This is a genomic window from Paracoccus sulfuroxidans, assembly GCF_007830335.1.
GTDB classification, from domain to species: Bacteria; Pseudomonadota; Alphaproteobacteria; order Rhodobacterales; family Rhodobacteraceae; genus Paracoccus; species Paracoccus sulfuroxidans.
Genome location: NZ_VLKU01000005.1, coordinates 181710 through 206234, shown reverse-complemented (window position 1 = coordinate 206234; position 24525 = coordinate 181710). Strand labels below are relative to the sequence as shown.

Annotated in this window: 21 protein-coding genes; 6 read left to right on the top strand and 15 right to left on the bottom strand. The window is 67.2% G+C overall.

Translation table 11 applies throughout. The annotated features are described in order from the left end of the window. Positions 1-15 precede the first annotated feature (15 nt). Genes IQ24_RS09925 through IQ24_RS09915 form a run of 3 tightly spaced genes read left to right on the top strand, consistent with a single transcriptional unit; the run spans position 16 to position 3679 of the window. On the top strand, positions 16-2367 hold the full coding sequence (locus tag IQ24_RS09925) for an OmpA family protein (protein WP_242008060.1): 2352 nt from the start codon (positions 16-18) through the stop codon (positions 2365-2367). A gap of 9 nt (positions 2368-2376) precedes the next feature. Then, the gene (locus tag IQ24_RS09920; protein WP_145397795.1) at positions 2377-2709 is read left to right on the top strand and encodes a hypothetical protein; all 333 of its coding nucleotides are present in this window, start codon (positions 2377-2379) and stop codon (positions 2707-2709) included. Positions 2710-2716: 7 nt separating this feature from the next. Beyond that, on the top strand, positions 2717-3679 hold the full coding sequence (locus IQ24_RS09915) for a DUF4424 family protein (RefSeq protein ID WP_145397794.1): 963 nt from the start codon (positions 2717-2719) through the stop codon (positions 3677-3679). A 3-nt stretch (positions 3680-3682) separates the two neighbouring features. On the opposite strand, the gene IQ24_RS09910 is transcribed toward IQ24_RS09915, so the two are convergent. The 3 genes from IQ24_RS09910 to smpB all read right to left on the bottom strand — a co-directional run bounded on the left by IQ24_RS09910 (position 3683) and on the right by smpB (position 6261). Beyond that, the gene (locus tag IQ24_RS09910) at positions 3683-4867 is read right to left on the bottom strand and encodes an amino acid aminotransferase (protein ID WP_145397793.1); all 1185 of its coding nucleotides are present in this window, start codon (positions 4865-4867) and stop codon (positions 3683-3685) included. Then, positions 4867-5718, bottom strand: coding sequence for a 3-mercaptopyruvate sulfurtransferase (gene sseA, locus IQ24_RS09905; protein ID WP_145397792.1), 852 nt, complete (start codon positions 5716-5718; stop codon positions 4867-4869). The genes IQ24_RS09910 and sseA overlap by 1 nt, the downstream gene beginning before the upstream one ends. Before the next feature lie 72 nt (positions 5719-5790). Next, the gene (gene smpB / locus IQ24_RS09900) at positions 5791-6261 is read right to left on the bottom strand and encodes an SsrA-binding protein SmpB (protein ID WP_145397889.1); all 471 of its coding nucleotides are present in this window, start codon (positions 6259-6261) and stop codon (positions 5791-5793) included. 205 nt (positions 6262-6466) lie between these two features. Between smpB and IQ24_RS09895 the strand changes: the two genes are divergently transcribed. Beyond that, positions 6467-8134, top strand: coding sequence for a thiamine pyrophosphate-binding protein (locus tag IQ24_RS09895; protein ID WP_145397791.1), 1668 nt, complete (start codon positions 6467-6469; stop codon positions 8132-8134). On the opposite strand, the gene IQ24_RS09890 is transcribed toward IQ24_RS09895, so the two are convergent. The 6 genes from IQ24_RS09890 to IQ24_RS09865 form a co-directional block, all read right to left on the bottom strand. Further along, positions 8131-9561 carry an inorganic phosphate transporter gene (locus IQ24_RS09890; protein WP_145397790.1) on the bottom strand — a complete coding sequence of 477 codons (1431 nt, stop codon included), beginning with the start codon at positions 9559-9561 and terminating at the stop codon, positions 8131-8133. The genes IQ24_RS09895 and IQ24_RS09890 overlap by 4 nt on opposite strands. A gap of 24 nt (positions 9562-9585) precedes the next feature. Beyond that, a complete protein-coding gene (locus tag IQ24_RS09885) occupies positions 9586-10044 on the bottom strand; it encodes an NUDIX hydrolase (RefSeq protein WP_338419467.1) in 459 nt (152 codons plus the stop codon). Then, complete coding sequence (gene arfB / locus IQ24_RS09880; protein WP_145397789.1) at positions 10041-10472, bottom strand: alternative ribosome rescue aminoacyl-tRNA hydrolase ArfB; 432 nt, start codon at positions 10470-10472, stop codon at positions 10041-10043. Before arfB ends, IQ24_RS09885 begins: the two co-directional genes overlap by 4 nt. A 65-nt stretch (positions 10473-10537) precedes the next feature. After that, on the bottom strand, positions 10538-12592 hold the full coding sequence (gene pbpC / locus IQ24_RS09875) for a penicillin-binding protein 1C (RefSeq protein WP_145397788.1): 2055 nt from the start codon (positions 12590-12592) through the stop codon (positions 10538-10540). A 105-nt stretch (positions 12593-12697) separates the two neighbouring features. After that, complete coding sequence (locus IQ24_RS09870) at positions 12698-13861, bottom strand: YcjF family protein (RefSeq protein ID WP_145397787.1); 1164 nt, start codon at positions 13859-13861, stop codon at positions 12698-12700. 27 nt (positions 13862-13888) lie between these two features. Beyond that, entirely contained in the window at positions 13889-15259 is a 1371-nt protein-coding gene (locus tag IQ24_RS09865) for a YcjX family GTP-binding protein (RefSeq protein ID WP_145397786.1), read from the bottom strand. Positions 15260-15456: 197 nt separating this feature from the next. Here IQ24_RS09865 and hrpB point away from each other — a divergent pair, with 197 nt between their 5' ends. Beyond that, complete coding sequence (gene hrpB, locus IQ24_RS09860) at positions 15457-17874, top strand: ATP-dependent helicase HrpB (protein ID WP_145397785.1); 2418 nt, start codon at positions 15457-15459, stop codon at positions 17872-17874. Positions 17875-17896: 22 nt separating this feature from the next. Here the strand turns inward: hrpB and IQ24_RS09855 are convergent, their stop codons facing one another. The 6 genes from IQ24_RS09855 to def (IQ24_RS09830) form a co-directional block, all read right to left on the bottom strand. After that, on the bottom strand, positions 17897-18460 hold the full coding sequence (locus IQ24_RS09855; RefSeq protein WP_145397784.1) for an HdeD family acid-resistance protein: 564 nt from the start codon (positions 18458-18460) through the stop codon (positions 17897-17899). A 166-nt stretch (positions 18461-18626) separates the two neighbouring features. Next, positions 18627-19520, bottom strand: coding sequence for a methionyl-tRNA formyltransferase (gene fmt / locus IQ24_RS09850; RefSeq protein WP_145397783.1), 894 nt, complete (start codon positions 19518-19520; stop codon positions 18627-18629). A 27-nt stretch (positions 19521-19547) separates the two neighbouring features. Then, positions 19548-20429, bottom strand: a complete 882-nt coding sequence (locus IQ24_RS09845; RefSeq protein ID WP_145397782.1) for a dienelactone hydrolase family protein — start codon at positions 20427-20429, stop codon at positions 19548-19550. Then, positions 20414-22075, bottom strand: a complete 1662-nt coding sequence (locus tag IQ24_RS09840; protein WP_242008059.1) for an alpha/beta hydrolase — start codon at positions 22073-22075, stop codon at positions 20414-20416. The genes IQ24_RS09845 and IQ24_RS09840 overlap by 16 nt, the downstream gene beginning before the upstream one ends. Positions 22076-22100: 25 nt before the next feature. Beyond that, complete coding sequence (gene def / locus IQ24_RS09835; protein ID WP_145397780.1) at positions 22101-22601, bottom strand: peptide deformylase; 501 nt, start codon at positions 22599-22601, stop codon at positions 22101-22103. A gap of 131 nt (positions 22602-22732) precedes the next feature. After that, complete coding sequence (gene def / locus IQ24_RS09830) at positions 22733-23254, bottom strand: peptide deformylase (RefSeq protein ID WP_145397779.1); 522 nt, start codon at positions 23252-23254, stop codon at positions 22733-22735. Between the two features lie 73 nt (positions 23255-23327). Between def (IQ24_RS09830) and IQ24_RS09825 the strand changes: the two genes are divergently transcribed. Further along, positions 23328-24512, top strand: a complete 1185-nt coding sequence (locus tag IQ24_RS09825; protein WP_145397778.1) for a MalY/PatB family protein — start codon at positions 23328-23330, stop codon at positions 24510-24512. The last annotated feature ends 13 nt before the right edge of the window (positions 24513-24525 follow it).

Here is a 24525-nt window from a genome sequence, read left to right as displayed (position 1 = left end):
CGCCAAGGTTGCCTGATGGCCAATTCCAAGACACGCCCGAAAGGGCGGTCGTCGCGCCGCAAGGGTGTGATGTTCTTGTCCAGCGTGCTTGCGCTGGCCGCTGCCGGGGCGCTGTCGCTGGCCGGTGCCTATACTGCGGCGGATTATATCGAGCGGGAATCGCTGGCCGATCTTCAGGCCGCCTTGCCCGCCGAGGATTATGGCTGGCTTGACCTCAAGGTCGACGGGCTGCAGGTCCATCTGGGCGGAACCGCCCCGAATGAGGTCCAGCGCTTCCGCGCCATCGCCCGCGCCGGGACCGAGGTTGATCCGGGCCGCATCGTCGACGACATGCAGGTCGCCGTTCAGGAACCCATCAAGACCCCCGATTTCGAAATTGAGCTGCTGCGCAACGACAATGGCATTTCCGTCATTGGCCTCGTGCCCGCCTCGGTCGACCGGGCGGCGATGATCGAGGGGCTGCGCAAGCGCACCGATACCGAGAATATCTCGGACCTGACCGAGACCGCCGATTATCCCGTGCCCGAGGGCTGGGACGATGCCTTCACCTTCGGCATGAAGGCGGCGGAACTGGCCAAGCGCGCCAAGATCTCGATCTCGGTCGGCAAGGTCGCGGTCACCGCGATCACTGACAGCGCGCGCGAAAAGGTCGCGCTGACCACCGATCTGCAACGCGCCAAGCCCGCCACGGTCGAGCTGGTGGCCGACATCACCGCCCCCCGGCCCGTGATCGCACCCTTCACCCTGCGCTTTGTGATGGACGAGCAGGGCGCCCGCTTCAACGCTTGCGCCGCCGATACCGAGGCCGCGCGCGACCGCATTCTGCGCGCCGGGCAGGCGGCGGGCATCCCCGGCACCCCGGCCTGCACGCTGGGCCTGGGCGTTCCCACGCCGCAATGGGCCGATGCTGCCGTTCCCGCAATCGAGGCGGTGGCGGCGATGGGCTCGGGCTCGGTGACGATCTCGGATACGGATGTGGCGCTGATCGCCCCCGCGACCATTCCGGCGGATACGTTTGACGAGGCGGTCGGCCGCCTTCAGACCGCGCTTCCGGGCGTCTTCACCCTGGCCGCCCAGCATGAGAAGGCCAGCGAGGCCAACACCGGCCCCGTCGAGTTTTCCGCCGTGGCGCGCGATGGTGGCGTGGTGCTGCGTGGCCGCGTCACGGATGAGCGGATGCGGGCCGCCGTCGAAAGCATCGCCCGGGCGCGTTTCGGGCATGTCGACAGCGCATTGCGCACCGATGACACCGTGCCCTCAGGCTGGACGGTCAAGGTCATCGCCGCCATCGAGGCGATGGAGGGGCTGGACACCGGCATGGCCATGGTGACGCCCGATCTGATCCGCATCACCGGCATCTCGGGCAGCCAGACCGCCTCGGATGAGGCGGCGACGCAACTGGCCGACCGGCTGGGCGCGGGCGCGCGCTATGAGATGTCGATCCGCTATGACCGCCGCAAGGATGCGCTGCTGGCGCTGCCCTCGGGCGTGGATTGCGTCGACGGGCTGAACCGGACGATGAAGGAATCCGAAATCGGGTTCGAACCGGCGAAATCGGTGATCGCGGGCGATCCTTCCCCCACGCTGACGAAACTGGCCGAGGGCATGGCCGAATGCGGTGATTTCCGCATCGAACTGGGCGGCCATACCGATTCGCAGGGTTCGGAAGGGTTCAACGCCGAACTGTCGCAGAAGCGCGCCGAAGCGGTGCTGGCGGCGATGTCCGGCCATGGCATCCCGGTCAAGCATATGACCGCCAAAGGCTATGGCGAAAGCCAGCCGATTGCGGACAATGACACCGATGCCGGGCGCGAGGCCAATCGCCGCATCGAATTCACCCTGCTGTCGGATGAGCCGGTCGATGACGGCTCCACCCCCACGGCGCAGATGGTGACCGGCGTGACCGCCGCCCCTGCCGAAGGTGAGGCCGCAGCCGAAGAAACGCCCGAAGCCGCCGAGGACGCCGCCCAAAAGCAGGCAGAGGTGCTGGCCGTCGCGACCTCGGGCGCGCATCTGGTGCTGGACCGTCATCAGGAAGGTACGCCTGCCGCGCCCCCCGCTGACAGCGAGGCCGTGACGGCGGCGGAGGCCGCCACCCGTCCCGCTGCTGCCGTGCTGTCGGGTGAGGGGCTGGAAACTCTGGCCCTGCCCGCCACGACCATCAGCGCCGAGGTGGTCGAGGGCGACGACCTGCCGCCCGAAGGCCTTGAGCACACTGAGTTTCTGGAAACCGTCTCGGCCTATGCCGCGCTTGGTGCCGAGAAAATGCCGCAGCTTCCCGATGACCTGCTTGCGCGCATCACAGGCGCAGGCAACATTGGCGGGCGGAACGACACCCCGCGACCCGCACCGCGGCCCGGACAATAGGCGACCCGCATGAGCAGAAACGAATTCATCGTCACGACGGCGGTCATCCTGTTCGCGGCCTTCCTGCTGGGATGGTTCGCAAGCTGGCTGATCAACCGCCTGACCCGGGTGACACGCGCTGACCTGAATGAGCTGGAAGCCATGGCCCAGCAGCTGCACGATTCAGAGGAAGCGCGGGAAAAAGCCATCCAGCAGCTTGAGGATCGCGAATCCGAACTGGTGGCGAAATTGTCATCGACCCGCTCGGAGCTGGATGCGACGCGCGAACAACTGACCGAAAGCCAGACCGAAATCGAAGAGCTGCGGGACTATATCAACCGCAAGCTCGCGCGGCAGAAATAGGCCGCGCATGCTGGGACGTGTCCTTGCCGCAGTCCTGACCCTGATCGCCGCGCCCGCTTGGGCCAATGACAGCGCCGCCGAACTGCCCGCAGGCGGGCTGCGGCTGGAATTGCGTCAGGACGACCAGATCCAGATGAAATCCGAGGATCTCTATCTCTCGCAGGGTCTGGTCAAGGTCGACTATGTCTTCCTGAACCGCTCGGACCGGGATCGCCGCATCATTGTGGCCTTCCCGATGCCTCCGGTGAAGGGCGCGGGGGCCATTGATCCCGAGCCGGTCGATTTCGCCTATTCATGGGACATGCTGCCCGACAATTTTCTGGATTTCAGCGTGCAGGTCGATGGCGTTGATGTCCCGGCAAAGCTTGAGCTGCGGGCCGAGCTGGAAGGTCAGGACGTCACCGAGGCGCTGACGGCGGCCGGGGTGCCCCTGAACCCGCTGAACCAGCGCACGCTGGACCGGATCAAGGCGCTGAGTGCTGGGGACAGAGCGCGGGTTGAGCCCTATCTGGGCCCGGACGGCGATCCTGCCTGGCAGATGCGCGCGACCTTTCACTGGCAGCAGATGTTCCCTGCCGGGCGCGAATTGCGCATCAGCCATCGCTATGCCCCCGTTCTGGGCGGCACCTTCATGACGCCCGAACAGTTCAACGCGCCGGAGGAGTGGATGCAGAGCTACTGCCCGGACGCTGCCTTCCTGGCCGGAGCGGCGCGGGTGACCGGGGAGACGAATGACTACGGAATGGCCCGCTGGATGAGCTATATCCTGCACACCGGCGCGAACTGGAACGGCCCGATCGAGCGGTTTTCGCTGACGGTCGCCAAGCCGGGCATCAATACGGTGGTGTCATTCTGCGGTCAGGGCGTTACCAAGATCTCACCCACCGAGTTTCGCATGGAAGCCCGGGACTTCAAGCCCCGGGACGACCTGCATGTGCTGTGGGTGGGGCCTGCGCCCCTTCCCCGCTAGGGCTCAGACGCCGGCGTCGATGATCGCGCGAGCCAGAATCGGCACGCTTTCGTCATTCAGACCCGCGATGTTCAGGCGCGAATCGCCGACCAGATAGATCGCGAACTCATCCTTGATCTTCTTGACCTGCTCGGGCGTGGCACCCAGACGCGAGAACATGCCGCGATGCTCTTCAATGAAGTCGAAGCGGTTCGAGCCCGAAAGCGTGCGCAGTTCCGACGCAAGGTTCGCGCGCAGACGCAGCATGCCGCCGCGCACTTCCTCCAACTCGGCCTTCCAGTCGGCGCGCAGGGCGTCGTCGGTCAGGATGGTGGTGACGATGCGTGCGCCGTGATCGGGCGGGAAGGAATAGGTCTGGCGGTTCAGGAAGGCCATCGCGCCCTGCGCCAGATCGCGTGCCGCCGGGTCGCTGGTCAGCGCCAGCAGAATGCCCGAACGCTCGCGGTAGATGCCGAAATTCTTCGAGCACGAGGCCGCGATCAGCACTTCCGGGATGCGCTTGACGATGATGCGGGTGCCCTCGGCGTCTTCCTCCAGCCCGTCGCCGAAGCCCTGATAGGCCAGGTCGATCATCGGGGTCGCGCCGGTCCTTTCGACGATATCGGCGACCTCGTTCCACTGCGCGACGGTCAGGTTCGCGCCAGTCGGGTTGTGGCAGCAGCCGTGCAGCAGGATGACGTCACCCTTTTTCGCCTGCGCCAGATCCGCCTTCATGCCCTCGAAATCGACACCGCGCGTCGCGTCGTCGAAATAGCGGTAGGGGACGGTTTCCACGCCCATCCATTTCAGGATCGAGGTGTGGTTGGGCCAGGTCGGGTTCGAATAGAAGACGCGCATGTCGGGGCTGGCCATGCGGGCCAGTTCAAAGCCCTGACGCAGCGCGCCGGTGCCGCCGACGGTGGCCAGCGTGGCGATGCGTTCGGGCGCGTAAAGATCGCCCAGGATCATCTTGGCCATCGCGTCGCGATAGGCAGGCTCGCCCACCAGAACGGTGTAGCTTTTCGAGGTCTCGTTTTCCTGCAGGCGCTTTTCGGCGGCCTTGACCGCCCGCATGATCGGCGTATGGCCGGTCGCGTCCTTGTACACCCCCACGCCAAGGTCGATCTTGCCCTGACGGGTATCGGCCTTGAACTCGCCCATGAGGGCAAGAATTTTATCAGGATCCTGGGGTTTGAGGTTCGACAGCATCACGCGTCTCCGGTTGCGATTTTAAGGTCCGGGAAGCTGCCCCATTCGGCCCAGCTTCCGTCATAAAGGGAATGGTTGCGGTGCCCGATCCGGTCGAGCGCCAGAAACAGCGTCGCCGCTGTCACGCCCGAGCCGCAGGTGGTGATCACCGGGCGGGTCAGATCGACCCCGGCCTCGGTGAAGGCGGCCTGAAGTTCGGCCACGGGCTTCATCGTGCCATCGGCATTGTAAAGCTTGCCGAAGGGTAGATTCTTCGAGCCGGGAATATGGCCCGCGCGCAGGCCGGGGCGCGGCTCGGCGACCTCGCCACGGAAACGCTCGGCCCCGCGGGCATCGACGATCTCGTGGTCAGCCAGTTTGCTGGCGGCGGCGACCTGCGTCACGTCGCGCACCAGCGCCGCCTGACGCTGCACGGTGATGTGGCGGTCGCGCATGACAGGGGGCATGTCTTCGGTCGGACGGTTCTCGGCCCTCCATTTCTGGAAACCACCGTCCAGCACCGCGACATCGGTCTTGCCCATCAGGCGGAACAGCCACCACACGCGTGCGGCCGAGCGGACGTCGGAATTGTCATAGATGACGACCTGATGACCATCACCGATGCCCATGGCGCGCATGCGGCTGACGAACATCTCGACCTGCGGGGCCATATGCGGCAGGGCGCTACGCTTGTCGGAAATCGCGTCGAGGTCAAAGAAGCGCGCGCCCGGAATATGCGCGGCGTCATATTCGGCGCGTCCGTCGCGGCTGGCGTCCAGATGCCAGCTTGCGTCGATCACGCGCAGATCGGGGTCGTTCAGATGCGCGGCCAGCCATTCGGTCGAGACGAGCGTTTTCGGATCATCGGTCATGCGCATTCCCCCACATTGCAGGCTGCCCCGATGTAACCCCAGCGGCGAAGTCCTGCAATGGCCGAACGCGGTCTAGCCCTGCTTCAGCAGGCGCTGTTTCTGGCGATTCCAGTCACGTTTGGCGTCGGTTTCGCGCTTGTCGTGGTTCTTCTTGCCCTTGGCGACGCCGATTTTCAGCTTCACCATGCCGCGATGGTTGAAATACATCACCAGCGGAACCAGCGTCATCCCCTCGCGCCCGATGGCCTGCCACAGCCGCGCCAACTCCTTGCGCGAGACCAGAAGCTTGCGCTTGCGCCGTTCCTCATGACCGAAAACGCCTGCCTGCTTGTAGGCGGCGATATAGCCGTTGATCAGCCACAGTTCTCCGTTTTCGACCGAGGCATAGGATTCGGCGATGTTCGACTGGCCGGTGCGCAGGCTTTTCACCTCGGAACCGGTCAGGACGATGCCGACCTCAAGATCGCTTTCGATGAAGTAATCGAAACGCGCCCGGCGGTTCTCGGCGATGACTTTGTAGTTGGGATCAGATTTCTCGGCCATGATCGGGCAGAGATAGGCGCGAGGCCCGCCCCTGTAAAGATGGGACAGCGTGGCAAGGCCCTGCAGGCAGTGTTGCGCAAGGCTCAACACCTCATGCAGAAAAAGCGATTTCCTGCGGTCTTCGGGCGTGGAAGCTTGCGGCGATGGCTTGATTGCCCCGGCTGGCCGGGTGACGCTGGCCGCAAGCATGACAAAGGGGAAAGACATGCGTCACGGTGGGCAGATTCTGGTCGATGCGCTGAAGGCCAACGGGGTCGAGAGGGTGTTCTCGGTCCCCGGCGAAAGCTTCCTTGCGGTGCTGGACGGGCTTTACAACACCGAGATCGAGAATGTCGTCTGCCGTCAGGAAGGGGGCGCTGCGATGATGGCCGAGGCGCATGGCAAGATGACCGGTCGTCCCGGCATCGCCTTCGTGACGCGTGGTCCCGGCGCGACCAATGCCAGCGCGGGCGTGCATATCGCCCGGCAGGATTCGACCCCGATGATCCTGTTCGTCGGCCAGATCGCCCGCGCCGACCGCGACCGCGAAGCGTTTCAAGAGGTCGACTACCGCGCCATGTTTGGCCCGATCGCCAAATGGGTGACCGAGATCGACCAGACCGAGCGCATCCCCGAATATATCAGCCGCGCCTTCCAGCTTGCGATGAACGGCCGCCCCGGCCCCATCGTGCTGGCGCTGCCCGAGGATATGATCTCGGGCCGGGCCGAGGTTGCCGATATCGCGCCTGCCACCCGGCCTCTGGCCGCCGTCGCGCCCTCCTCGGTTGCCGCCATTGCCGATGCGCTGGTGGGGGCGAAACGCCCGCTGGTCGTGCCCGGTGGCACGCTCTGGTCGCAGCAGGCTGCGGATGATCTGGCCCGCTTTGCCGAAAGCTGGGGTCTGCCGGTCGCCGTGCCCTTCCGCCGTCAGGGCCATATGAACAACGATCACCCGAATTACGTGGGCGATCTGGGCGTCGGCATGAACCCCGCATTGGGGCAGGCGCTGGAGCAGGCCGATTGCATCCTGTCGCTGGGCTCGCGGCTGGGCGACACGCTGACCCGCGGTTATGAGCTGATGAACCCGACCCGCCCGCATGCGCGGGTGATCCATGTCCACCCGTCCCCCGATGAGCTGGGCCACCTCTGGGCCCCCGATCCGGGGCTGGTCGCCGATCCGCGCGAAGTGGTCGCGGCGCTGGCGGCGCTGCCTCCGCGCCCGGTCGAGGCCTGGGCCGACTGGACGCAGAAGCTGCGCGCAAATTACGAAAACTGGCAGCGGCCCAAGGCGACCCCCGGCGATGTCCGCATGGAGGAAGTCGTCACCTGGCTGTCGCAGAACCTGCCCGATGATGCGATTATCACCAACGGGGCCGGGAACTATGCGGCCTTCCTGCACCGCTATTACCGCTTCCGCCGCTGGGGCACGCAGCTGGCGCCGACCTCGGGCTCGATGGGCTATGGCCTGCCTGCCGCGATTGCCGCCAAGATCCAGAACCCCGAGAAAGTGGTCGTTTGCATGGCGGGCGACGGCTGCCTGCAGATGACGGTGAATGAGCTTTCGACGGCGGCCCAGAACAATGCGGGCGTGATCGTTGTGGTGGCGAACAACGGCCGCTACGGCACCATCCGCATGCATCAGGAAAAGACCTATCCGGGGCGCGTCTCGGGGACGGATCTGGCGAACCCTGATTTCGTCGCGCTGGCCCGCGCCTATGGCGGGCATGGAGAGCTGGTCGAGACCAGCGCCGATTTTGCCGCCGCCTTCCAGCGGGCCCGCGATGCCGGAACGCTGGCTGTGATCGAGCTGCGGCTGGACCCCGAGGCGCTGACCACCGGCGCGACCCTGGCCGAAACCCGCGCGGCGGGTGAGGCTGCGAAGGAACGCGCCTAGCCCAGCGTCAGCCAGACCCCGATTGCGGCCATCCCGGCCGTGATCGGCAGGGTGATGACCCAGGCGAACAGGATCGTGCGCAGATGCGAGCGGCGCACCAGATGGCGCCGCCGCCGCTCTTCCTCGGGCAGGGGGGCACGCATGCGCTGGTTCCGGCGGTCATGCCATTCGCGGTAAAAGCCCACGCCGAAGACCCCGCCAACCGCCACCTGCGTGGTCGAGATCGGCATGCCAAAGGCCGAAAATCCGATCACCGTGGTCGCCGTCGCCAGCGTGACGCACAGCGCCCGCAGGGGGTTCAGCCGGGTGATGCGGCTGCCCATCATATGCACCAGCCGCCCGCCGAACAGCAGGATGCCGACGGCGATGCCCATGCCCGCAATCGGCAAGACCATCGCCATGGCTGAGACCGCATGCCCGTCCATCGAGGCCGCCGCGTCCAGAATGGCCATCAGCGGTGCCGCGACGTTCGAGGCGTCGCTGGCACCATGGGCAAAGCCCATGATCAGCGCCGTCGCGATCAACGGCACGGCGAACAGTTGTTTCTGCGCCGCCTGCATGCTTTGGCCGGATTTCAGCAACCCCTCGATATGCAGGCGCGCGGCCAGCCAGCCGAAGGCCGCCGCCAGCAGCCCCGCCGCCGTGCCCGCTCCGGCCGAAAGGTCCAGAAACAGCAGGACGCAGGACGACAGAAACACCCCCGCGACAATCGCGATCAGCACCGGCAGCCAGCGCCGCCCCGCCGCCATCCGGTCAGGCGCGTTCTGCACCAGCGTCTGCAGGACCGCCAGCGTACCCGCGGCAATCGCCCCGCCGACCAGAGGCGACAGCACCCAGCCTGCGGTGATCATCACCAGCACGTTCCAGTTCACGGCCTCTACACCCATCAGCGCGGCCCCCGCGCCAAGGATGGCGCCCACGATCGAGTGCGTGGTGCTGACCGGCGCATCCATCCAGGTGGCGAAGCCCACCCAGGTGCCCGCCGACAGCAGCGCAATCATCATCATCCAGCCCGCCGCCGTGGCGCTGCTGGCCTGATCGAGGTTCACGATGCCGTCGAAGAGCGTCAGCGTCACCGCCTCGCCCGCCAGCGTCGCGCCCAGAATCTCCATGATGGCGACGAGGATCAGCCCTTTGACCAGGCCGATGGCCCCGGCTCCGACCGCCGGACCAAGCGCGTTCGAGACGTCGTTCGCGCCCAACGACAGCGCCAGATAGGCGGCCACGGCAAAGCCCGCGACCAGCATCGCAATCTCGGTCCGGTCGTGGAAAAGCTGCGCGCCCAGAACTGCCGTTGCGCCGATGAACAGCATCGCCAGACCCAGCCGCAGCACCGGACGGCCCGATTGCGCCATGGCGCGTTCGCCATTGCTGATCCGACCCAGATCCTTGTCGAGAATGCGGTAATCCGTAGGGGTTCGTGCCATCGTGCCGTGCCTTCAAGGGCCCGCTTATGGCACGGACGAAGCCTTGAGGCTACGCAACAATTGCTTCAACCCGCTTTCATCGACCAGTTCGGCGGCCTCGGCGGGCGTGAACCACTTCCGGGTCCGCTGCGAAGCCTCGGGGAAGTCGTCGGCCAGCGCGCTGACGCGGACCGGAAAGACGCGCACGTCAACCGGGATCGCGAAGCTGCGGTCCTGTTCCTTGTCATAGTGATAGCGTCCGATCGGGGTCTCGCTGACTTCACCCTGCACGCCGCTTTCCTCCCAGGCTTCCTGCATCGCGGCCTGCGCCAGCGTGCGGCCCGCCATTGGCCATCCCTTGGGGATGATCCAGCGACCGGTGCCCCGGCTGGTGATCAGCAGCACGCGCGAGGTTTCCGGGCAGATGCACAGCGCCGCCACCTGCATGGCAGGCGGCCGAAGCCCCAGCATCCGGGCAAAGATGGTGCGGAAATGTCGGCTCACTCGGCAGCCTCGGAATGGCTGACCCTGCCACGCAGCGCCTTGACCTCACCCCTTTGGGTTTTCGAGGCCAGACGGCGTCGCTGGCTTCCCAGCGTCGGACGCGTGGCGATGCGCTTGCGCGGCGCAACCAGCGCCTTGCGGATCATCTCGACCAGCCGCTCACGGGCGATTTCGCGGTTGCGAAGCTGGCTGCGCGTTTCCTCGGCACGGATCAGGATGGCCCCGTCCAGCGTCCAGCGCCGCCCGGCCAGCCGCTTCAGCCGCGTCTTAACCGCCTCGCTGAGATGGGGCGAGCGTTCGGCCTCAAAGCGCAATTCGACGGCTGTCTCGACCTTGTTCACATTCTGTCCTCCGGGTCCCTGCGACCTGGAAAACTGTTCCGAGAGCTCCCACTCCTGAATCGTTATATCGTCCGAAACATGCAACATGGTTATGAATATGGACTATTTGACCGCGCTTAAAAGGGGTATCCCACGGGATCGTCAACGCAAGGTTACCATTGCAGCCGGATTGTCGCACTTGCCGAGCTGCCGGCGGCGTCGATCACCGTAATACGGGCAAAACCCGGGCCCGGGTTCGGCAGGCTGGCCGAGGATGAGGGGCTGGCAATCACCTCGGGGCTGTCATTGACCAGAAAGGTCCAGGGCCCGCTGCCACCCCTGACCTTGGCGACCAGTGGACCCTTCACCTCCAGCTCGGCCCCGTCGGGCGGGAAGGTCAGCCGCAGGGCATCGGGCGCGGCGGGGCTGGTCAGGCGGGCGCTGACCTCGCCCGGCGGGGCAAAGCGGCGCAGCGGCGCGGGCAGCGCGCCATTCGGCAGGATCAGCGTCTGCGGTGGCGCAGGCGGCAGCGCGGCCGAGGGCAGGGCGTCGAACAGATCAAACAGCACCGGGGCCGCCAGATCGCCGCCAAAGGCACCGGGCACCGGCGTACCGTCCGGACGGCCCAGCCAGATCGCGGCCACATGCGCGCCGTCATAGCCCACCGCCAGCGCGTCCCGATGCCCGTATGAGGTACCGGTCTTATAGGCCAGCGGTCGCTGCCTCACGCCCTGCGGTGCGGGCACCTGCGACAGGATATCGCCCACCTGCCAGGCGGCAACGCGGCCAAACATCGGCACCGGCATCTCCTCGGCACCCTCGGGCAGGGGCGAGAGGCGAACCCCACGCCCGCCGCGCGCCAGCCCCGCATAGCCCGAGGCCAGATCCTCCGGCGTCACCCCCGCGCCCCCCAGCGTGATCGCCAGCCCCGGAACCTCGCCCGGCACGCTCAGCCGCACGCCGCCCCGCCGCAGCGCCTGAGCAATGCGGTTCGGGCCGATTGCCTCGGCCAGCTTCACCACCGGGATATTCAACGACCAGATCAGCGACTGGCGCAGACTGACCGTGCCCCGGAAATGCTTGTCGAAATTCTGCGGCTGCCAGCGGCCAAAGACGGTGGGACGGTCCTCGATCAGGGTCTCGGGATGGGCAATCCCCTGATCGAAGGCCAGCGCATAGATGAAGGGCTTCAGCGTCGACCCGGGTGAGCGCAGGGCCCGCGCCATATCGACAAACCCGGCCGAGGCATTGTCGGTCCAGTCCGCCGCTCCGACCTCGGCCAGAATCTCGCCGCTGCGATGATCGGCCAGCACGATGGCGGCCGACAGCCTGCGCCCGGCCCCCCGCACGGCGCGCGAAGCCAGAACCTCGGCCCGCCGCTGTAGCCTCGGATCAATCGTGGTCTCGATCCGCGTTGCGGTGGGATGCTCGCGCACAAGCCGTGCGGCCAGCAGCGGGGCCAGCGCCGGAAAGGCCCGCCGCGCCGCGGGAACGGTCTCAGACAGCGCCGCCTCCGCATCCCCGGCCGAGATCACCCCGTCACGAACCGCATGCGCCAGAATCCGGTCCCGCGCCTGCCGGGCCGCGTCCGGAAACCGGTCCGGCCTGCGCTTTTCCGGCGATTGCGGCAGCGCCACCAGCAGCGCCGCCTGCGCCGGGGTCAGCCGCCTCGGCTCTTTCCCGAACCATTGCAGGCTGGCCGCCCGCACCCCTTCGACATTCGCGCCATAGGGTGCAAGGCGCAGGTACAGATCCAGGATCTGCTCCTTGCTCAGCCTCCGCTCCAGCGCCAGCGCCAGACGGATCTGGCGCAGCTTGCCCTGCCACTCGCCGGTCGGCCCCTCCTCCAGCAGGCGCGCCACCTGCATCGTCAGGGTCGAGCCGCCCGAAACGACCCGCCCATGCCGCACGGCCTGCACACCCGCCCGCAGCAAGGCCACCGGATCGACCCCGGAATGGGTCCGAAACCGCCGGTCCTCCCAGGCAATCAGCATCTCGACAAAACTCTGATCGACGGCCCCCGGCGCCAGCCGCCACCGCCCGTCCGAGACCTGAAACGCCCGCAGCAACGACCCGTCACGAGCCAGCACCTCGACCCCGGTCGGCACATCCAGACGCGGCAGCTCGGTCGCATCGACCCAGCGGTCAAACCGGTCCCGCACCGCCGCGCCAAATCCCGCCAGCAGCAACAGAAACACCAGCAAGATCGACAGATGCCGCGAACTCATGACCCCTCACATATCAAAGCGCCGCGCCAGGAACATGCCCTGCGATCTTCTCTGTTGCCCAAATACCCAAATCGCCACGCGCGCCACAAACCCGGCAATGCCAATTCAGCGCTTCGCATCCTCATCATCGCTGCCAAACAGCCCCGCCAACCCGCGAGAGACCAGATTGCCCACCTTCGGCTTCGGCTGGTGCAGGAAGGGCAGGGGCCTGCAAACCTCCATCGCGGCGATGCCTACCCGGGCGGTCAGCGCGCCATTGACCACGCCCTCGCCGAAACGCTTGCTGACCTTGGCCAAAAGCCCGCCCCCGGCGACGGTGTGGATCAGATCGTCACCGGCAGCGACCGCACCCGTGGCGATCAGATGCGTCATCACCGTGCGCGCCAGCCGCCAGCCGCCGACGGCACCGGCGCGGCCGCCATAGATCTCGGCCATGCGCCGGATCATCCGGAGGTTCGCGGTCAGCGCGGCCAGCACATCGGCCAGTGCCAGCGGGATCAGCGCGGTCGCGGCGGCGACGGTGCGGGCAGCGGCCTCAATCTCGCGCCGGGCCTGCTGATCCAGTGGTGCCAGCAGATCGGCCTCGGCCCGCTCCAGCAGCGATTGCGCGTCATAGGCCTCGCCCCGGCGCTCGCGGAACCCCTTCACCGCCCATTCCATCTCGGGCCGGTTGCGATAAAGCGCCTCCAGTTGATCGGCGACCCGCTGAGCCGCCTTGGTGTCGCCCGAAAGGATCGCGGCCCCGGCGTCACGGTTGATCGCATCGATCCGGGCAAACCTGGCCCAGGCGCGGTATTCGCGCAAGGCGACCAGCAGACAGGCGATGCTGAAGGCGGCAAACAGCGCGACGCCGATCCAGCCCAGCAGCGGATAGGTGGTCAGCAGCGACGAGATATAGCGCAGCGCCGCCACCGACAGCAGGAAGGTGAAGAGCGCCGCCCCGGTGTTGATGAAGAACTGTGTCAGCTTCGAGGGGCCGCGCCCGACCAGCCGCGCGACCAGCTGCATGGTGCGCGGCTGCGGCAGGGGCAGCGAGGCATCCTCAATCGGCGGCGCATCAGCGGGCGAGGGGCCCGCCGTCTCGCCCTCTTGCAGGACGCTGCGAGGGGCGCGCCGGTTGCGGTTGTCGGGCAGAGGGTCTGCTGCGCGCTCCTCCGGCGTGTTCACCAGCTCAGCCACCGGTACACGCGGCGTAGGATCGGCGTCGGACAGGGCCGGGGCGTCGAATTCGATCAGGACCGGACCACGGCGCTTCGGGGGCTCAGCCATCGGGATGCTCCTTGCGAAAGCGGGGCGTCATATCCGGTCTCCGATCAGGAATTCCGCCGCCCGGTCCAGCCGGATATGCGGCGGACCGTCGCCCGGTCGCGCGGTATTCGGCGCGGGCGCGAAATCCATATTGGCATAATCGCCGTCCAGCCAATGCGTGGCACCCTGCTGGGCGGGGACCAGCAGCTCGGCCGGGTTGGCGGGCAGCTCGCCCGGATAGAAGGCGGCCTGCCGCCCGTCCATCAGCGTGCCGCGTACGGCGGGCAGCTCCTCGCCATTCTCAAGGATCATCTCTTCGGTGGTGCAGCGCAGCGAGGCAATCGACATCGCCTCGGTCCGCGCGCCCGAGAAATTCGCCCGATCCCGCGCCTCGCGCAGCATGGCGGCAGTGATCGCGGTCAGGCGCGGGTGCTGGATGTGGTTCAGGTGATCGGCCTTGGTCGCGGCGAACAGGATGCGCTCGACCCGGCGGGTGCCCAGAAGCTGCGACAGCCAGCCTGCGCGACCGGGGCGGAACGCGCCCAGAATATCGGCCATGGCGCGGCGCATATCCTCGACCGCCTGCGGGCCGGTGTGGATCGCGCTAAGCACATCCATCAGCACCACCTGCCGGTCGATGCGGGCGAAATGGTCGCGGAAAAACGGCTTCACTACGCGTGACTTGTAGGCTTCGAACCGGCGCGAGAACTCGCGGTAAAGCGGCGTGCCGTTGAAATCGGGCGGCAGCGGCGTGAAGGTCAGCGCGGGCGAGCCCTCAAGCTCTCCGGGCATCAGGAAACGGCCGGGCGTACAATCGGACCAGCCCGCATCGCGCGACTGATGCAGATGGCGGGTATAGATTGCGGCGAGGTTCTGCGCGGTGGTCTCATCCAGCCGGGCCGCGGGGTCCGAGGCTGCCAGTGCCGCCCGGAACTCTTCCGCGCCGGGGCGGCCGTTGATCCGCGACATGACCTCCAGCGACCATTCGTCAAAGCTTTTGTCCATCAGCCGCAGATCCAGCAGCCATTCGCCGGGATAGTCCACGATGTCCAGATGGATGACCTGCTGCCCGCGCAGCCCCGCAATCAGCCCGCGCGGCTGCACGCGCAGTGACAGGCGCAGCTGGCTGACATGGCGCGTGCCCTCGGGCCAATGCGGGTCGGGGCCGGTCATGGCGGCCAGATGTCGCTCGAAATCAAAGCGCGGCACGGTGTCGTCGGGCTGTGGCTGCAGCCATGCGCCACGGATCGCGCCATCGGCGGCTGCGCGCAGTCCCGGCATCCGTCCCCGGTCCAGAAGGTTCGCCACCAGCGAGGTGATGAACACCGTCTTTCCAGCGCGCGACAACCCTGTCACGCCCAGCCGGATCACGGGATCAGAGAGGCCAAGCCCCTGCATCAGGTCGTCAGCAATTCCCATTCAGGCCCTCGCTTCTCGCCTGCACAAGATAGGCCCGGAACAACGGGTTGTGTAGGGGCAGCCGCATGTGACCAGCCGTCAGAGCAGCCTGCGTCCGTGGCGTCGCCGGGGCCATCGGCATCTGGCACTAGCACCCCTTCGTCAAATTCTTCGCGCCGATCCGTGACGCTGCCGGGCAAATTTGCCATAAGGCGCGGATGACCGGATTGCCCATCGACTCGGCCCTTCCTGACCTTCTTGCGGCGGTATCGGCGCAGGGCTGCGCCGTGCTGGTCGCACCGCCCGGCGCGGGCAAGACCACGCGCGTCCCGCTGGCACTGCTGCCGGTGGTCTCGGGCCGCATCCTGATGCTGGAGCCGCGCCGTCTGGCCGCCCGCGCCGCAGCCGAGCGCATGGCCCAGACCCTGTCCGAACCGCTGGGGTCCACGGTCGGCTACCGCATCCGGGGCGAGGCCGTGCCCGGCCAGCGCATCGAGGTCGTCACCGAGGGCATCCTGACCCGGATGATCCAGCAAGACCCCGAGCTTGCGGGGGTTGGCTGCGTCATCTTCGACGAATTCCACGAACGCAGCCTGAACGCCGATCTGGGCCTCGCGCTGGTCTGGGAAGCGCGTCAGGCGCTGCGACCCGACCTTGCGGTCATTGTCATGTCGGCGACGCTGGACGCGCAGCCTGTGGCCGATCTGCTGGGTGCGCCCATTGTCCGCTCGGACGGGCGGGCCTTCCCGGTCGAGACGCGCTGGCTGCCCCGGCCCCTGCCCGCAGGCACCCGCCTTGTCACCGAGGCCGCCCGCCTGATCCTAGAGGCCGAGGCGCAGACCCGCGACACCCCCGGCGGCACGATCCTGGCCTTCCTGCCCGGCGAGGGAGAGATCCGGCGCACCGCCGCCGCGCTCTCGCATCTGCCCTGCGAGGTGGTGCCGCTGTTCGGCGCCATGGATTTCGCGGCGCAGCGCGCGGCGATGTCCGATCCCGGTCCGGTGCGGCGGGTGGTGCTCGCGACCTCGATTGCGGAAACCTCGCTGACCATTCCGGGCGTCAAGGTGGTGGTCGATGCGGGCCGCGCCCGGCGCGCGCGCTTTGATCCCGGCTCGGGCATGTCGCGGTTGGTGACCGAGCGCGTCAGCCGCGCCGAGGCCGAACAGCGCCGCGGTCGCGCGGGCCGTGTCGCGGCGGGGATCTGCTACCGGATGTGGAGCAAGGCCGAAGAAGGCGCGCTGCCCGCCTTCGCCCCGCCCGAGATTGCCGTGGCCGACCTTACCGGCCTTGCGCTGGAACTGGCCGCCTGGGGGGCGGATGGCAGCGAACTCGCCTTCCTGACGCCTCCGCCCGAAGCCGCGCTGGCCGAGGCCCGCGCGCTGCTGCGTGATCTTTCCGCGCTGGATGCGCAGGACCGGATCACCCCGCATGGCAAGGCGCTGGCGGCGCTGCCCCTGCATCCGCGTCTGGCGCATATGCTGGTGCTGGCGGGCGCGCAGGCCGCCGAACTGGCCGCGCTGATGGCCGAGCGGGACCCTTTGACCGGCGCGCCCGTCGACATGGCCCTGCGGATGGCCGCGATCCGCGATGCGCGCGTCTATGCCGACCGCCATCCGTGGCCCGCGAACCCCGGCACCCTGCACCGCATCCGGGATGAGGCGCGCCGCTTGCGCAAGCTGGCCCCGAAGGGGGGCGCGCCGCTTGGTCTTGGGGCGATGGCGGCGCTGGCCTATCCCGACCGCATCGGGCTGCGCCGCAAGGGCGATCAGCCGCGCTATGTCCTCTCAGGCGGCAAGGGCGCGATCCTGCCCGAGGGCGATGCGCTGACCAATGACCGGCTGATCGTCGCGACCGATCTGGACGGCGACACCCGCGAGGCGCGCATCCGCATGGCCGCCACGCTCAACGAGGCCGAGTTGCGCGCGCTTTACACCGACCGGATCACCAGCGTCGAGGCGGTCGAATGGTCGCGGCGCGACAACCGCATCCTTTCGCGGCTGCAAGAGCGGCTGGGTGCGCTGGTGCTGTCGGACCGGGCACTGGATGCCCCCGACCCTGCCGCGATGGCGCGGGCGGCGCTGGAGGGGCTGCGGGCGAACGGGCTGAGTTTCACCCCCGGCGCGGCGCGTCTGCGGGCGCGGATCGCGCTGATGCCGCAGCTTGGACCGGTCGATGATGCCAGCCTGCTGGCCGATCCCGAATGGCTGCTGCCATGGCTGGGCAAGGTCCGCAGTCTGGGTGATCTGCGCACGCTGGACCTGACCGAGGCGCTGAAGGCCCGGATCGGCTGGGAGGGGCAGCAGCAACTCGACCGCTTGGCCCCGGCGCATTTCACCACACCGCTGGGGCGGAAGGTGCCGATTGACTACGACCACGAGACGCCCTCGATCGAGCTGAAGCTGCAAGAGCTTTTCGGCGTGGCGCGTCATCCGATGACGGGGAACCGGCCGCTGCGGATCAGCATGCTGTCGCCGGGGGGCAAGCCCATCGCCGTGACGACGGACCTGCCGGGGTTCTGGGCGGGCGGTTACGCCGATGTGCGCAAGGACATGCGGGGCCGCTATCCCCGTCATCCCTGGCCCGAAAACCCGCTGGAGGCCGACCCGACCACGCGCGCGAAACCTCGCGGCACGTGACAGGGGTGGGCCGTGGCGGGTGTCAGGCCCGCGCCTCGCGCCGGTTCTTGATGCCGCGCAGACGGAACGCCAGCGAGACCATCGTCAGGCCGATGGCGATGGCGAAGACCCCGATCAGCCAGGCGATGCTGAGCAGGCCCGCCGCCGGAAGATACAGCATCAACCCACCCCAGAGGATCGACAGCAGGCCGCTGAGGACCAGCATCCACTCTCCTTCGATCTCGCGGCGCAGGCGAATGGCCGCGACAATGCGGAAGACGCCCGCGACGATGGCCCAGGCGGCCATCCAGATGATCAGCGCCAGCGCCGTCGCTTCGGGCCAGAACAGCGCCATGACGCCGATGACGATGGACAGAAGCCCCTCGATCAGCCAGGCCCACCAGTTGTCATCCGATGAGCGGCGGCGGAAGGCGATGACGATGGCCATGACGCCGTCGATGATCGCATAGACCCCGAAGGCCACCAGCAGCACATAGACGGTCAGTCCCGGCCAGATGAGGGCGAGAAGGCCGAACAGGATGGCGGCGATCCCGCGTAGCAGCGGAACCCACCAGTTCTCGGCCATGACACGCACAAGATTTTCCATACCAAACTCCGTAATGAAAACAGAATACCGGCCGGGATAGGGGAACTGCACGAGCAAGGCGTCTGTCGCCTTGCGATCCGGCCTGTCCGCCAAAAGTAGCACCTTGAGGGCGGGTTTCCCCGGGGTGCCCTGTGCATCCGCAAGGACTGTTGCCGACTTGCCGCAGTCAGCCGAGGTGCTTGGGCAGGGTCAGACCACGCAGGATCTCGGACGCGGGCATGGGGCGCTTGCCTTCGCGCTGGGCGGTGATGATCTCGACCGCGCCTTCGCCACAGGCGATGGTGAAGCCCGAGAGCACCTCTCCGGGCTGGCCGCTGCCCTGCACGACGCGGGATTGCAGCAGCTTGATGCGTTCGCTGCCGAGCATGGTCCATGCGCCGGGGAAGGGCGACAGGGCGCGGATCTGGCGGTCGATCTGGCTGGCGGTCTGGGTCCAGTCGATGCGGGCCTCGGCCTTGTCGATCTTCTGGGCATAGGTCACGCCCTCCTCGGCCTGCGGCGTGGCGGGCAGGGGCAGGCGCGCCAGCGTCGCGACGATCAACTCGGCCCCCATCGCCGACAGCCGGTCGTGCAGCGTCGCGGTCGTGTCCTCGGCGGTGATCGGGGTGCGGGTCTCGGCCAGCACCGGCCCGGTGTCGAGCCCGGCCTCCATCTGCATGATGGCGACGCCCGTTTCACTGTCGCCCGCCATGATCGCCCGATGGATCGGTGCGGCCCCGCGCCAGCGCGGCAGAAGCGAGGCGTGGATGTTGAGGCAGCCCAGACGCGGCGCGTCCAGCACCGGCTGTGGCAGGATCAGCCCATAGGCCACGACCACCGCGACATCCACCTGAAGCGCGGCGAATTCGGCCTGATCCTCGGGCGATTTCAGCCGCTCGGGCGTGCGGACGGGCAGGCCCAGTTCTTCCGCGGCCTTGTGGACGGGCGAAGGGCGCGGCTTCTGCCCCCGGCCAGCCGCGCGCGGCGGCTGCGAATAGACCGCCACGACCTCATGTTCGGCGGCAATCGCCCGCAGCGCGGGGACGGAAAAATCGGGGGTGCCCATGAAGATGACGCGCATGATGTCCTCGCATTTGGTGCGGGTGTTCTAGCCCTGCGGCGCGGGATTGGCAAAACCCTGCAGGAAGCGGTCGATCAGCCTGACGGCCTCATCGGTGTAGCGCTGGTCGAATTTCAGCGGCGACAGGACCGAGCGTTCGCTCTGGTCAAAGCCGTGATCCGCGCCGGGCAGCACCGTGACCTCCAGCTTTGCCCCCTGAACGACCAGCCCCTCGGCCATTTCGAGGCATTTCTCGGTGTCGACGACGCTGTCCTTTTCCGCCAGGATCATCAGCCCGCGCACCCATTCGGGCCAGATCGCATCGCCCGCACCGCTGGCCAGACCGCAATAGGGGTAAAGCAGGATCACCGGCCCGATCTGGCGGGCCAGCTGGTCGCGGCGCGCGGGCCATTCGCTGAGGCCCGGCGGCGGCTCGGTCTGGTCCAGAAGCTGCAACAGCTCCATCACCGCCCAGCCACCATGCGAGGCGCCAAGGACGATCACGTCCTGCGCGTCGATGTTGGGCATCTGATGCAGCGCCTCAAGTGCGACGGCGATGTCGCCCGCACGCTCGGCCCCGGTCAGCATCTGGCCCGCGCAGACGGCGCGCCATGCCTGATGCTGGTCCATGCCGCGTGGGTGGTGGCTGTCGACGATCAGCGCGGCCCGGCCCATCGCGACGAAGCGGCCCGCCCAGAAGTCCATGTTGTCATGCACGCCGTCGCAGCCCGACATTAGCACCGCCGCCTTGTGCGGCCCCGGTCCGGGGGGCGAGATCAACCGCCACCCCGAGGCCAGCAGCTCATACCGCTCGGCCGGGGTTTCGGTGAAGGGCTGCCAGCGCGCGACGTTGCGGGCGGTGTTCGCGCAAAAGCCCAGAACCACCAGCGCCAGAAACAGCAGCAGGCCGATGGTCAGTCGTTTTGGCATCCCAGCTGCTCTCCGATGCCACAGATCGCCTTCAGCCGGTCGGTGTCAGAGGCGGTCCAGCCAGCGGGTTCCGACACGGCGACCCAGCCGTCGATATATTCATGCGCGTGGTAATTGTGCCCGAAACCGCTGGGCGTCGAGGTGCTGACCAGCATGTCCACCGCCAGTTGCAACTGCGTCACGATGGGGGTGAAGGACAGCTGCGGCGAGACATCGGGGGCCGGGGCCTCATTCATCCAGACCGGCGCGCGCCACAGCGACGACGGGTCGTAAAAGACGATGGCGTCGCTGGCGTGCTGCATGAACAGGATGCGCACGCCGCCCCAAGGCGTGCCAAGGGCGTCGGGCTTGGAATACTGGCTGGAATAGCGGATCACCTGACCATCATCGACGACCGGCAGGACGAAGGGGCTGTCCATGTCGCGCGCGGCATTGGCCTGCCGCCACAGCTCGGACGGGAAGGGAGGCCCGGCCCAAAGCGCGCCATTGATCGGCTCATTGATCATCTGCAGCGGGTTGAAGGAATACATCGACGACCACGACCCCAGCGAGATCCCGTGCATATACAGGCGCGGGCGCTGGTTCACCGGCAGCGACAGCCAGTAGTCATAGATGGCCTGCATGGTCTCGGTCGCCTGATCAAGGCCCGCACGGGTCTCAAAGATCAGGGCCAGCGGGCTTTGCAGATAAGAGTACTGCACCGCCACGGTCGCCACGTCGCCGTCATGCATGTATTCCAGCGCGTCATAGCTGGCCGGGTCCATCCAGCCGGTGCCGGTGGGGCTGGCCACGATCAGGATCTTGCGGGTGAAGGCGCCGACGCGCTTCATTTCCTCCAGCGCGATGCGGGCGCGTTCGCGCGGCGATTCGTCCTGCGCGCGGCCCACATAGATGCGCAGCGGCGGCATGGCCGGGCGGCCTGTGAAACGCTCGATCACGTCGCGGCCGGGGCCCTTGGTGATGAAATCGCGCCCGGGTTTGCCCATCAGCTCCCAGCTGATCAGCGAACTGGCCGATCCCGGCTTCCAGCTTTCACCGGGCGGCGGAATTTCCGGGTCGACCAGCTGTTGCGCCGCCGCGTAGGAGCGGTCGGCGATGCCGAAGAGCCAGCTGACCACGCCGTCGCGGGTGACCGTCACCACGACCATCGCCGCCAGAAGAAGGCCCAGCACATTGGCGCTTCTGGCCGGGATATGCCGCGCCAGACGGCGGCGCAGCAGATCAAACAGCGCCTGCACCAGCAGCCCGATCACGAACAGCGCCAGAAACACCGCCAGCGCCACCAGCATCGTCTTGGTGGTGTTGCTGACTTCCAGCAGCGGCATGCCCATGCGTTCGCGGATGCCATTCTGCCACTCGCGCGATTTCAGCACGCAGAAGACCAGCGTCGCCAACACCGGAATGGCGACCAGCGCGTGCAGGACCGCCGCGACCCGCCCGCGGAACACCGGCAGCTCCAGCGAACGCCAGAGCGACAGCAGAAACTGCATGACCACATAGCCCGCCGCCGTCGAGATCCCGGCCAGAACCCCCTGCAAGATGCCGTCGCGCGGGATCAGCGAGGGCGTCAGCGAGGCTGCCGCCAGCAGCAGCCCGACCAGCAGCGGCAAGACCGGGATGAAGAACAGGCTTCTGCGGTTCTGCACGTGATCCTCTCTCTGACGCATGTCGCTAGCGCCGGTTCAGCTTGTCGGATTTCGCGACCAGCATCTTGCGCCGCAGGGGCGACAGGTGGTCGACGTAAAGCTTGCCGTTCAGATGGTCGATCTGATGCTGGACCGAGGTGGCCCAAAGGCCGACAAAGTCCTTCTCCTCGATCTCGCCATCGGCATTCAGGAAGCGCACGGTGACGGCGCGGGGCCGCTCGATCCGGGCAAAGACGCCGGGCAGGTTCGGGCTGGCCTCGTCATGGGTGCGCATCTGGACCGAGGCGTGCAGCACCTCGGGGTTGGCCATGCGGATCGCCTGCCCGCGCTTGTCCGAGGCATCGACCACCGCCAGCCGCTGCATGATGCCGATCTGCGGCGCGGCCAGCCCCACGCCGGGCATCGCGTCCATGGTGTCGATCATGTCGTCCCAGATCATCCGCACGGTTTCGGTGATCGCGTTCACAGGCTCGGCCGGGGTGTGCAGGCGGCGGTCGGTATGAGGCAGGAAAGGGCGGACGGTCATGGCTTGGCTTCGCTGTTGCGCGCCCGCCTTTGCAGGGCCGGCACGGCAGGCAGAGTGACGTCAATGCCGGAGGGACCGGCGCGGCAGTTCCGGCACGCGACCCCGCGTCAGGGCGGGATCGGCGGATCGTGTCAGGCCTGCGCCCTTTCGCGCTTCAGCTTGACCATCTTGCGGGTGATCATCTGGCGCTTCAGCGGGCTCAGGTAGTCGATGAACAGCTTGCCATCCAGATGGTCGATCTCGTGCTGGGCGCAGGTGGCCCAGAGGCCGTCGAATTCACGCTCATGCGCCTTGCCGTCCAGCCCCAGCCAGCTGACGCGGACCTCGGCCGGGCGAGTCACATCGGCATATTGGTCGGGGATCGAGAGGCAGCCTTCCTCATAGGTATTCAGCCCCTCGGAGGACCAGGTGATCACCGGGTTCAGCATGACGATCGGGTGATGCTCGGCCTCGGGGTCCTTTTCGCAATCCATCACGAAAAGGCGCAGAAGTTCACCGACCTGTGGCGCGGCAAGGCCGACGCCCGGCGCATCATACATCGTGGCCAGCATGTCAGCGGCCAGCGTTTCGATCTCGGGCGTGATGCGTGCGACGGGCTCGCAGTGTTTTTTCAGCCTCGGATCGGGATGGATGAGAATATTTCGCAATGTCATGCGTATCATCTAGGGCAAGGGTTGGACCTGCGCAACAAGCCGTTATTCTATGCAAGGAAATCAGGAGAAAGCCATGTCCACCCCGAATTTTGACGAAGACATCGACCGGCTGGGAACGCAGTGCTCGAAATGGGACGATATGCAGGCGATCTATGGGGTCGACCCGCGCACCGGCATCTCGATGTGGGTGGCCGATATGGACTTCCGCCCGCCCGCCGCCGTGCAGAAATCGGTCGAGGACATGGCCGCGCATGGGGTCTATGGCTATCCGGGCGCGCATGGCCCCTATCTGGACGCGATCCGCTGGTGGATGAAGAACCGCCACGATTGGGAGGTTCAGCCCGAATGGATCCTGACCGCGCATGGGCTGGTGAACGGCACCGCGCTGTGCGTCGATGCCTTCACCCAGCCCGGCGACGGCGTGGTGCTGATGACCCCGGTCTATCACGCCTTCGCCCGCGTCGTTCGCGCCGCCGGGCGTGAGGTGGTCGAGCTGCCGCTGACGCAGAAGGACGGGCTTTACGCCATGGACTGGGACCGCTGGGAAGGCATGCTGACCGGCAAGGAAAAGATGCTGATCCTGTGTTCGCCGCACAACCCCGGCGGCCGCGTCTGGACGCCCGAGGAGCTGCGCGAGGTCGCCGCCTTCTGTGAGAGACACAACTTGTTGTTGATCTCGGATGAGATTCATCATGATCTGGTGATGCCGGGCGGGCAGGGCCATACGGTTCTGGCCAACGCCGCGCCCGAGGTCCGCAACCGGCTGATCACGCTGACCGCCGCGACCAAGACCTTCAACATCGCGGGCGCGCATATCGGCAATATGATCGTTTCCGACCCCGATCTGCGCAAGAAGCTGACGCAGAAAATGGCGGCAATGGGCATTTCGCCGGGGCTGTTCGGGCTGAACATGGTCGCAGCCGCCTATTCGCCCGAAGGGGCGGAATGGGTCGACGCGCTGGTCGCCTATCTGGACGGCAACCGGCAGATCTTCGACGCGGCGGTGAATGCGATTCCGGGGCTGCGCTCGATGCCGCTGCAATCGACCTATCTGGCATGGGTCGATTTTTCCGGCACCGGCATGGATCAGGCCGAGATCGAGCGCCGCATCGCGCAAGGCGCGGGCATCGCCGCGAACCACGGCCCGACCTTCGGCGAGGGCGGCCAGCAGTTCATGCGCTTCAACCTTGCCACGCCGCGCGCCCGCGTGGAGGAAGCCGGGCGGCGTCTGACTGCTGCCTTCAGCGACCTGCAATAGCGCCTGCACCAGA

Excerpts from the sequence above, each read along its gene's own strand:
- IQ24_RS09890 (WP_145397790.1), bottom strand. The coding sequence starts at position 9,561 with ATGGCACGAACCCCTACGGATTACCGCATTCTCGACAAGGATCTGGGT.
- IQ24_RS09855 (WP_145397784.1), bottom strand. The coding sequence starts at position 18,460 with ATGGAAAATCTTGTGCGTGTCATGGCCGAGAACTGGTGGGTTCCGCTG.
- IQ24_RS09910 (WP_145397793.1), bottom strand. The coding sequence starts at position 4,867 with ATGCTGTCGAACCTCAAACCCCAGGATCCTGATAAAATTCTTGCCCTC.
- hrpB (WP_145397785.1), top strand. The coding sequence starts at position 15,457 with ATGACCGGATTGCCCATCGACTCGGCCCTTCCTGACCTTCTTGCGGCG.
- IQ24_RS09825 (WP_145397778.1), top strand. The coding sequence starts at position 23,328 with ATGTCCACCCCGAATTTTGACGAAGACATCGACCGGCTGGGAACGCAG.
- def (WP_145397779.1), bottom strand. The coding sequence starts at position 23,254 with ATGACATTGCGAAATATTCTCATCCATCCCGATCCGAGGCTGAAAAAA.
- fmt (WP_145397783.1), bottom strand. The coding sequence starts at position 19,520 with ATGCGCGTCATCTTCATGGGCACCCCCGATTTTTCCGTCCCCGCGCTG.
- arfB (WP_145397789.1), bottom strand. The coding sequence starts at position 10,472 with ATGTTGCATGTTTCGGACGATATAACGATTCAGGAGTGGGAGCTCTCG.
- smpB (WP_145397889.1), bottom strand. The coding sequence starts at position 6,261 with ATGGCCGAGAAATCTGATCCCAACTACAAAGTCATCGCCGAGAACCGC.
- IQ24_RS09865 (WP_145397786.1), bottom strand. The coding sequence starts at position 15,259 with ATGGGAATTGCTGACGACCTGATGCAGGGGCTTGGCCTCTCTGATCCC.
- pbpC (WP_145397788.1), bottom strand. The coding sequence starts at position 12,592 with ATGAGTTCGCGGCATCTGTCGATCTTGCTGGTGTTTCTGTTGCTGCTG.
- sseA (WP_145397792.1), bottom strand. The coding sequence starts at position 5,718 with ATGACCGATGATCCGAAAACGCTCGTCTCGACCGAATGGCTGGCCGCG.
- IQ24_RS09915 (WP_145397794.1), top strand. The coding sequence starts at position 2,717 with ATGCTGGGACGTGTCCTTGCCGCAGTCCTGACCCTGATCGCCGCGCCC.
- IQ24_RS09920 (WP_145397795.1), top strand. The coding sequence starts at position 2,377 with ATGAGCAGAAACGAATTCATCGTCACGACGGCGGTCATCCTGTTCGCG.
- IQ24_RS09870 (WP_145397787.1), bottom strand. The coding sequence starts at position 13,861 with ATGGCTGAGCCCCCGAAGCGCCGTGGTCCGGTCCTGATCGAATTCGAC.
- IQ24_RS09925 (WP_242008060.1), top strand. The coding sequence starts at position 16 with ATGGCCAATTCCAAGACACGCCCGAAAGGGCGGTCGTCGCGCCGCAAG.
- def (WP_145397780.1), bottom strand. The coding sequence starts at position 22,601 with ATGACCGTCCGCCCTTTCCTGCCTCATACCGACCGCCGCCTGCACACC.
- IQ24_RS09895 (WP_145397791.1), top strand. The coding sequence starts at position 6,467 with ATGCGTCACGGTGGGCAGATTCTGGTCGATGCGCTGAAGGCCAACGGG.
- IQ24_RS09845 (WP_145397782.1), bottom strand. The coding sequence starts at position 20,429 with ATGCCAAAACGACTGACCATCGGCCTGCTGCTGTTTCTGGCGCTGGTG.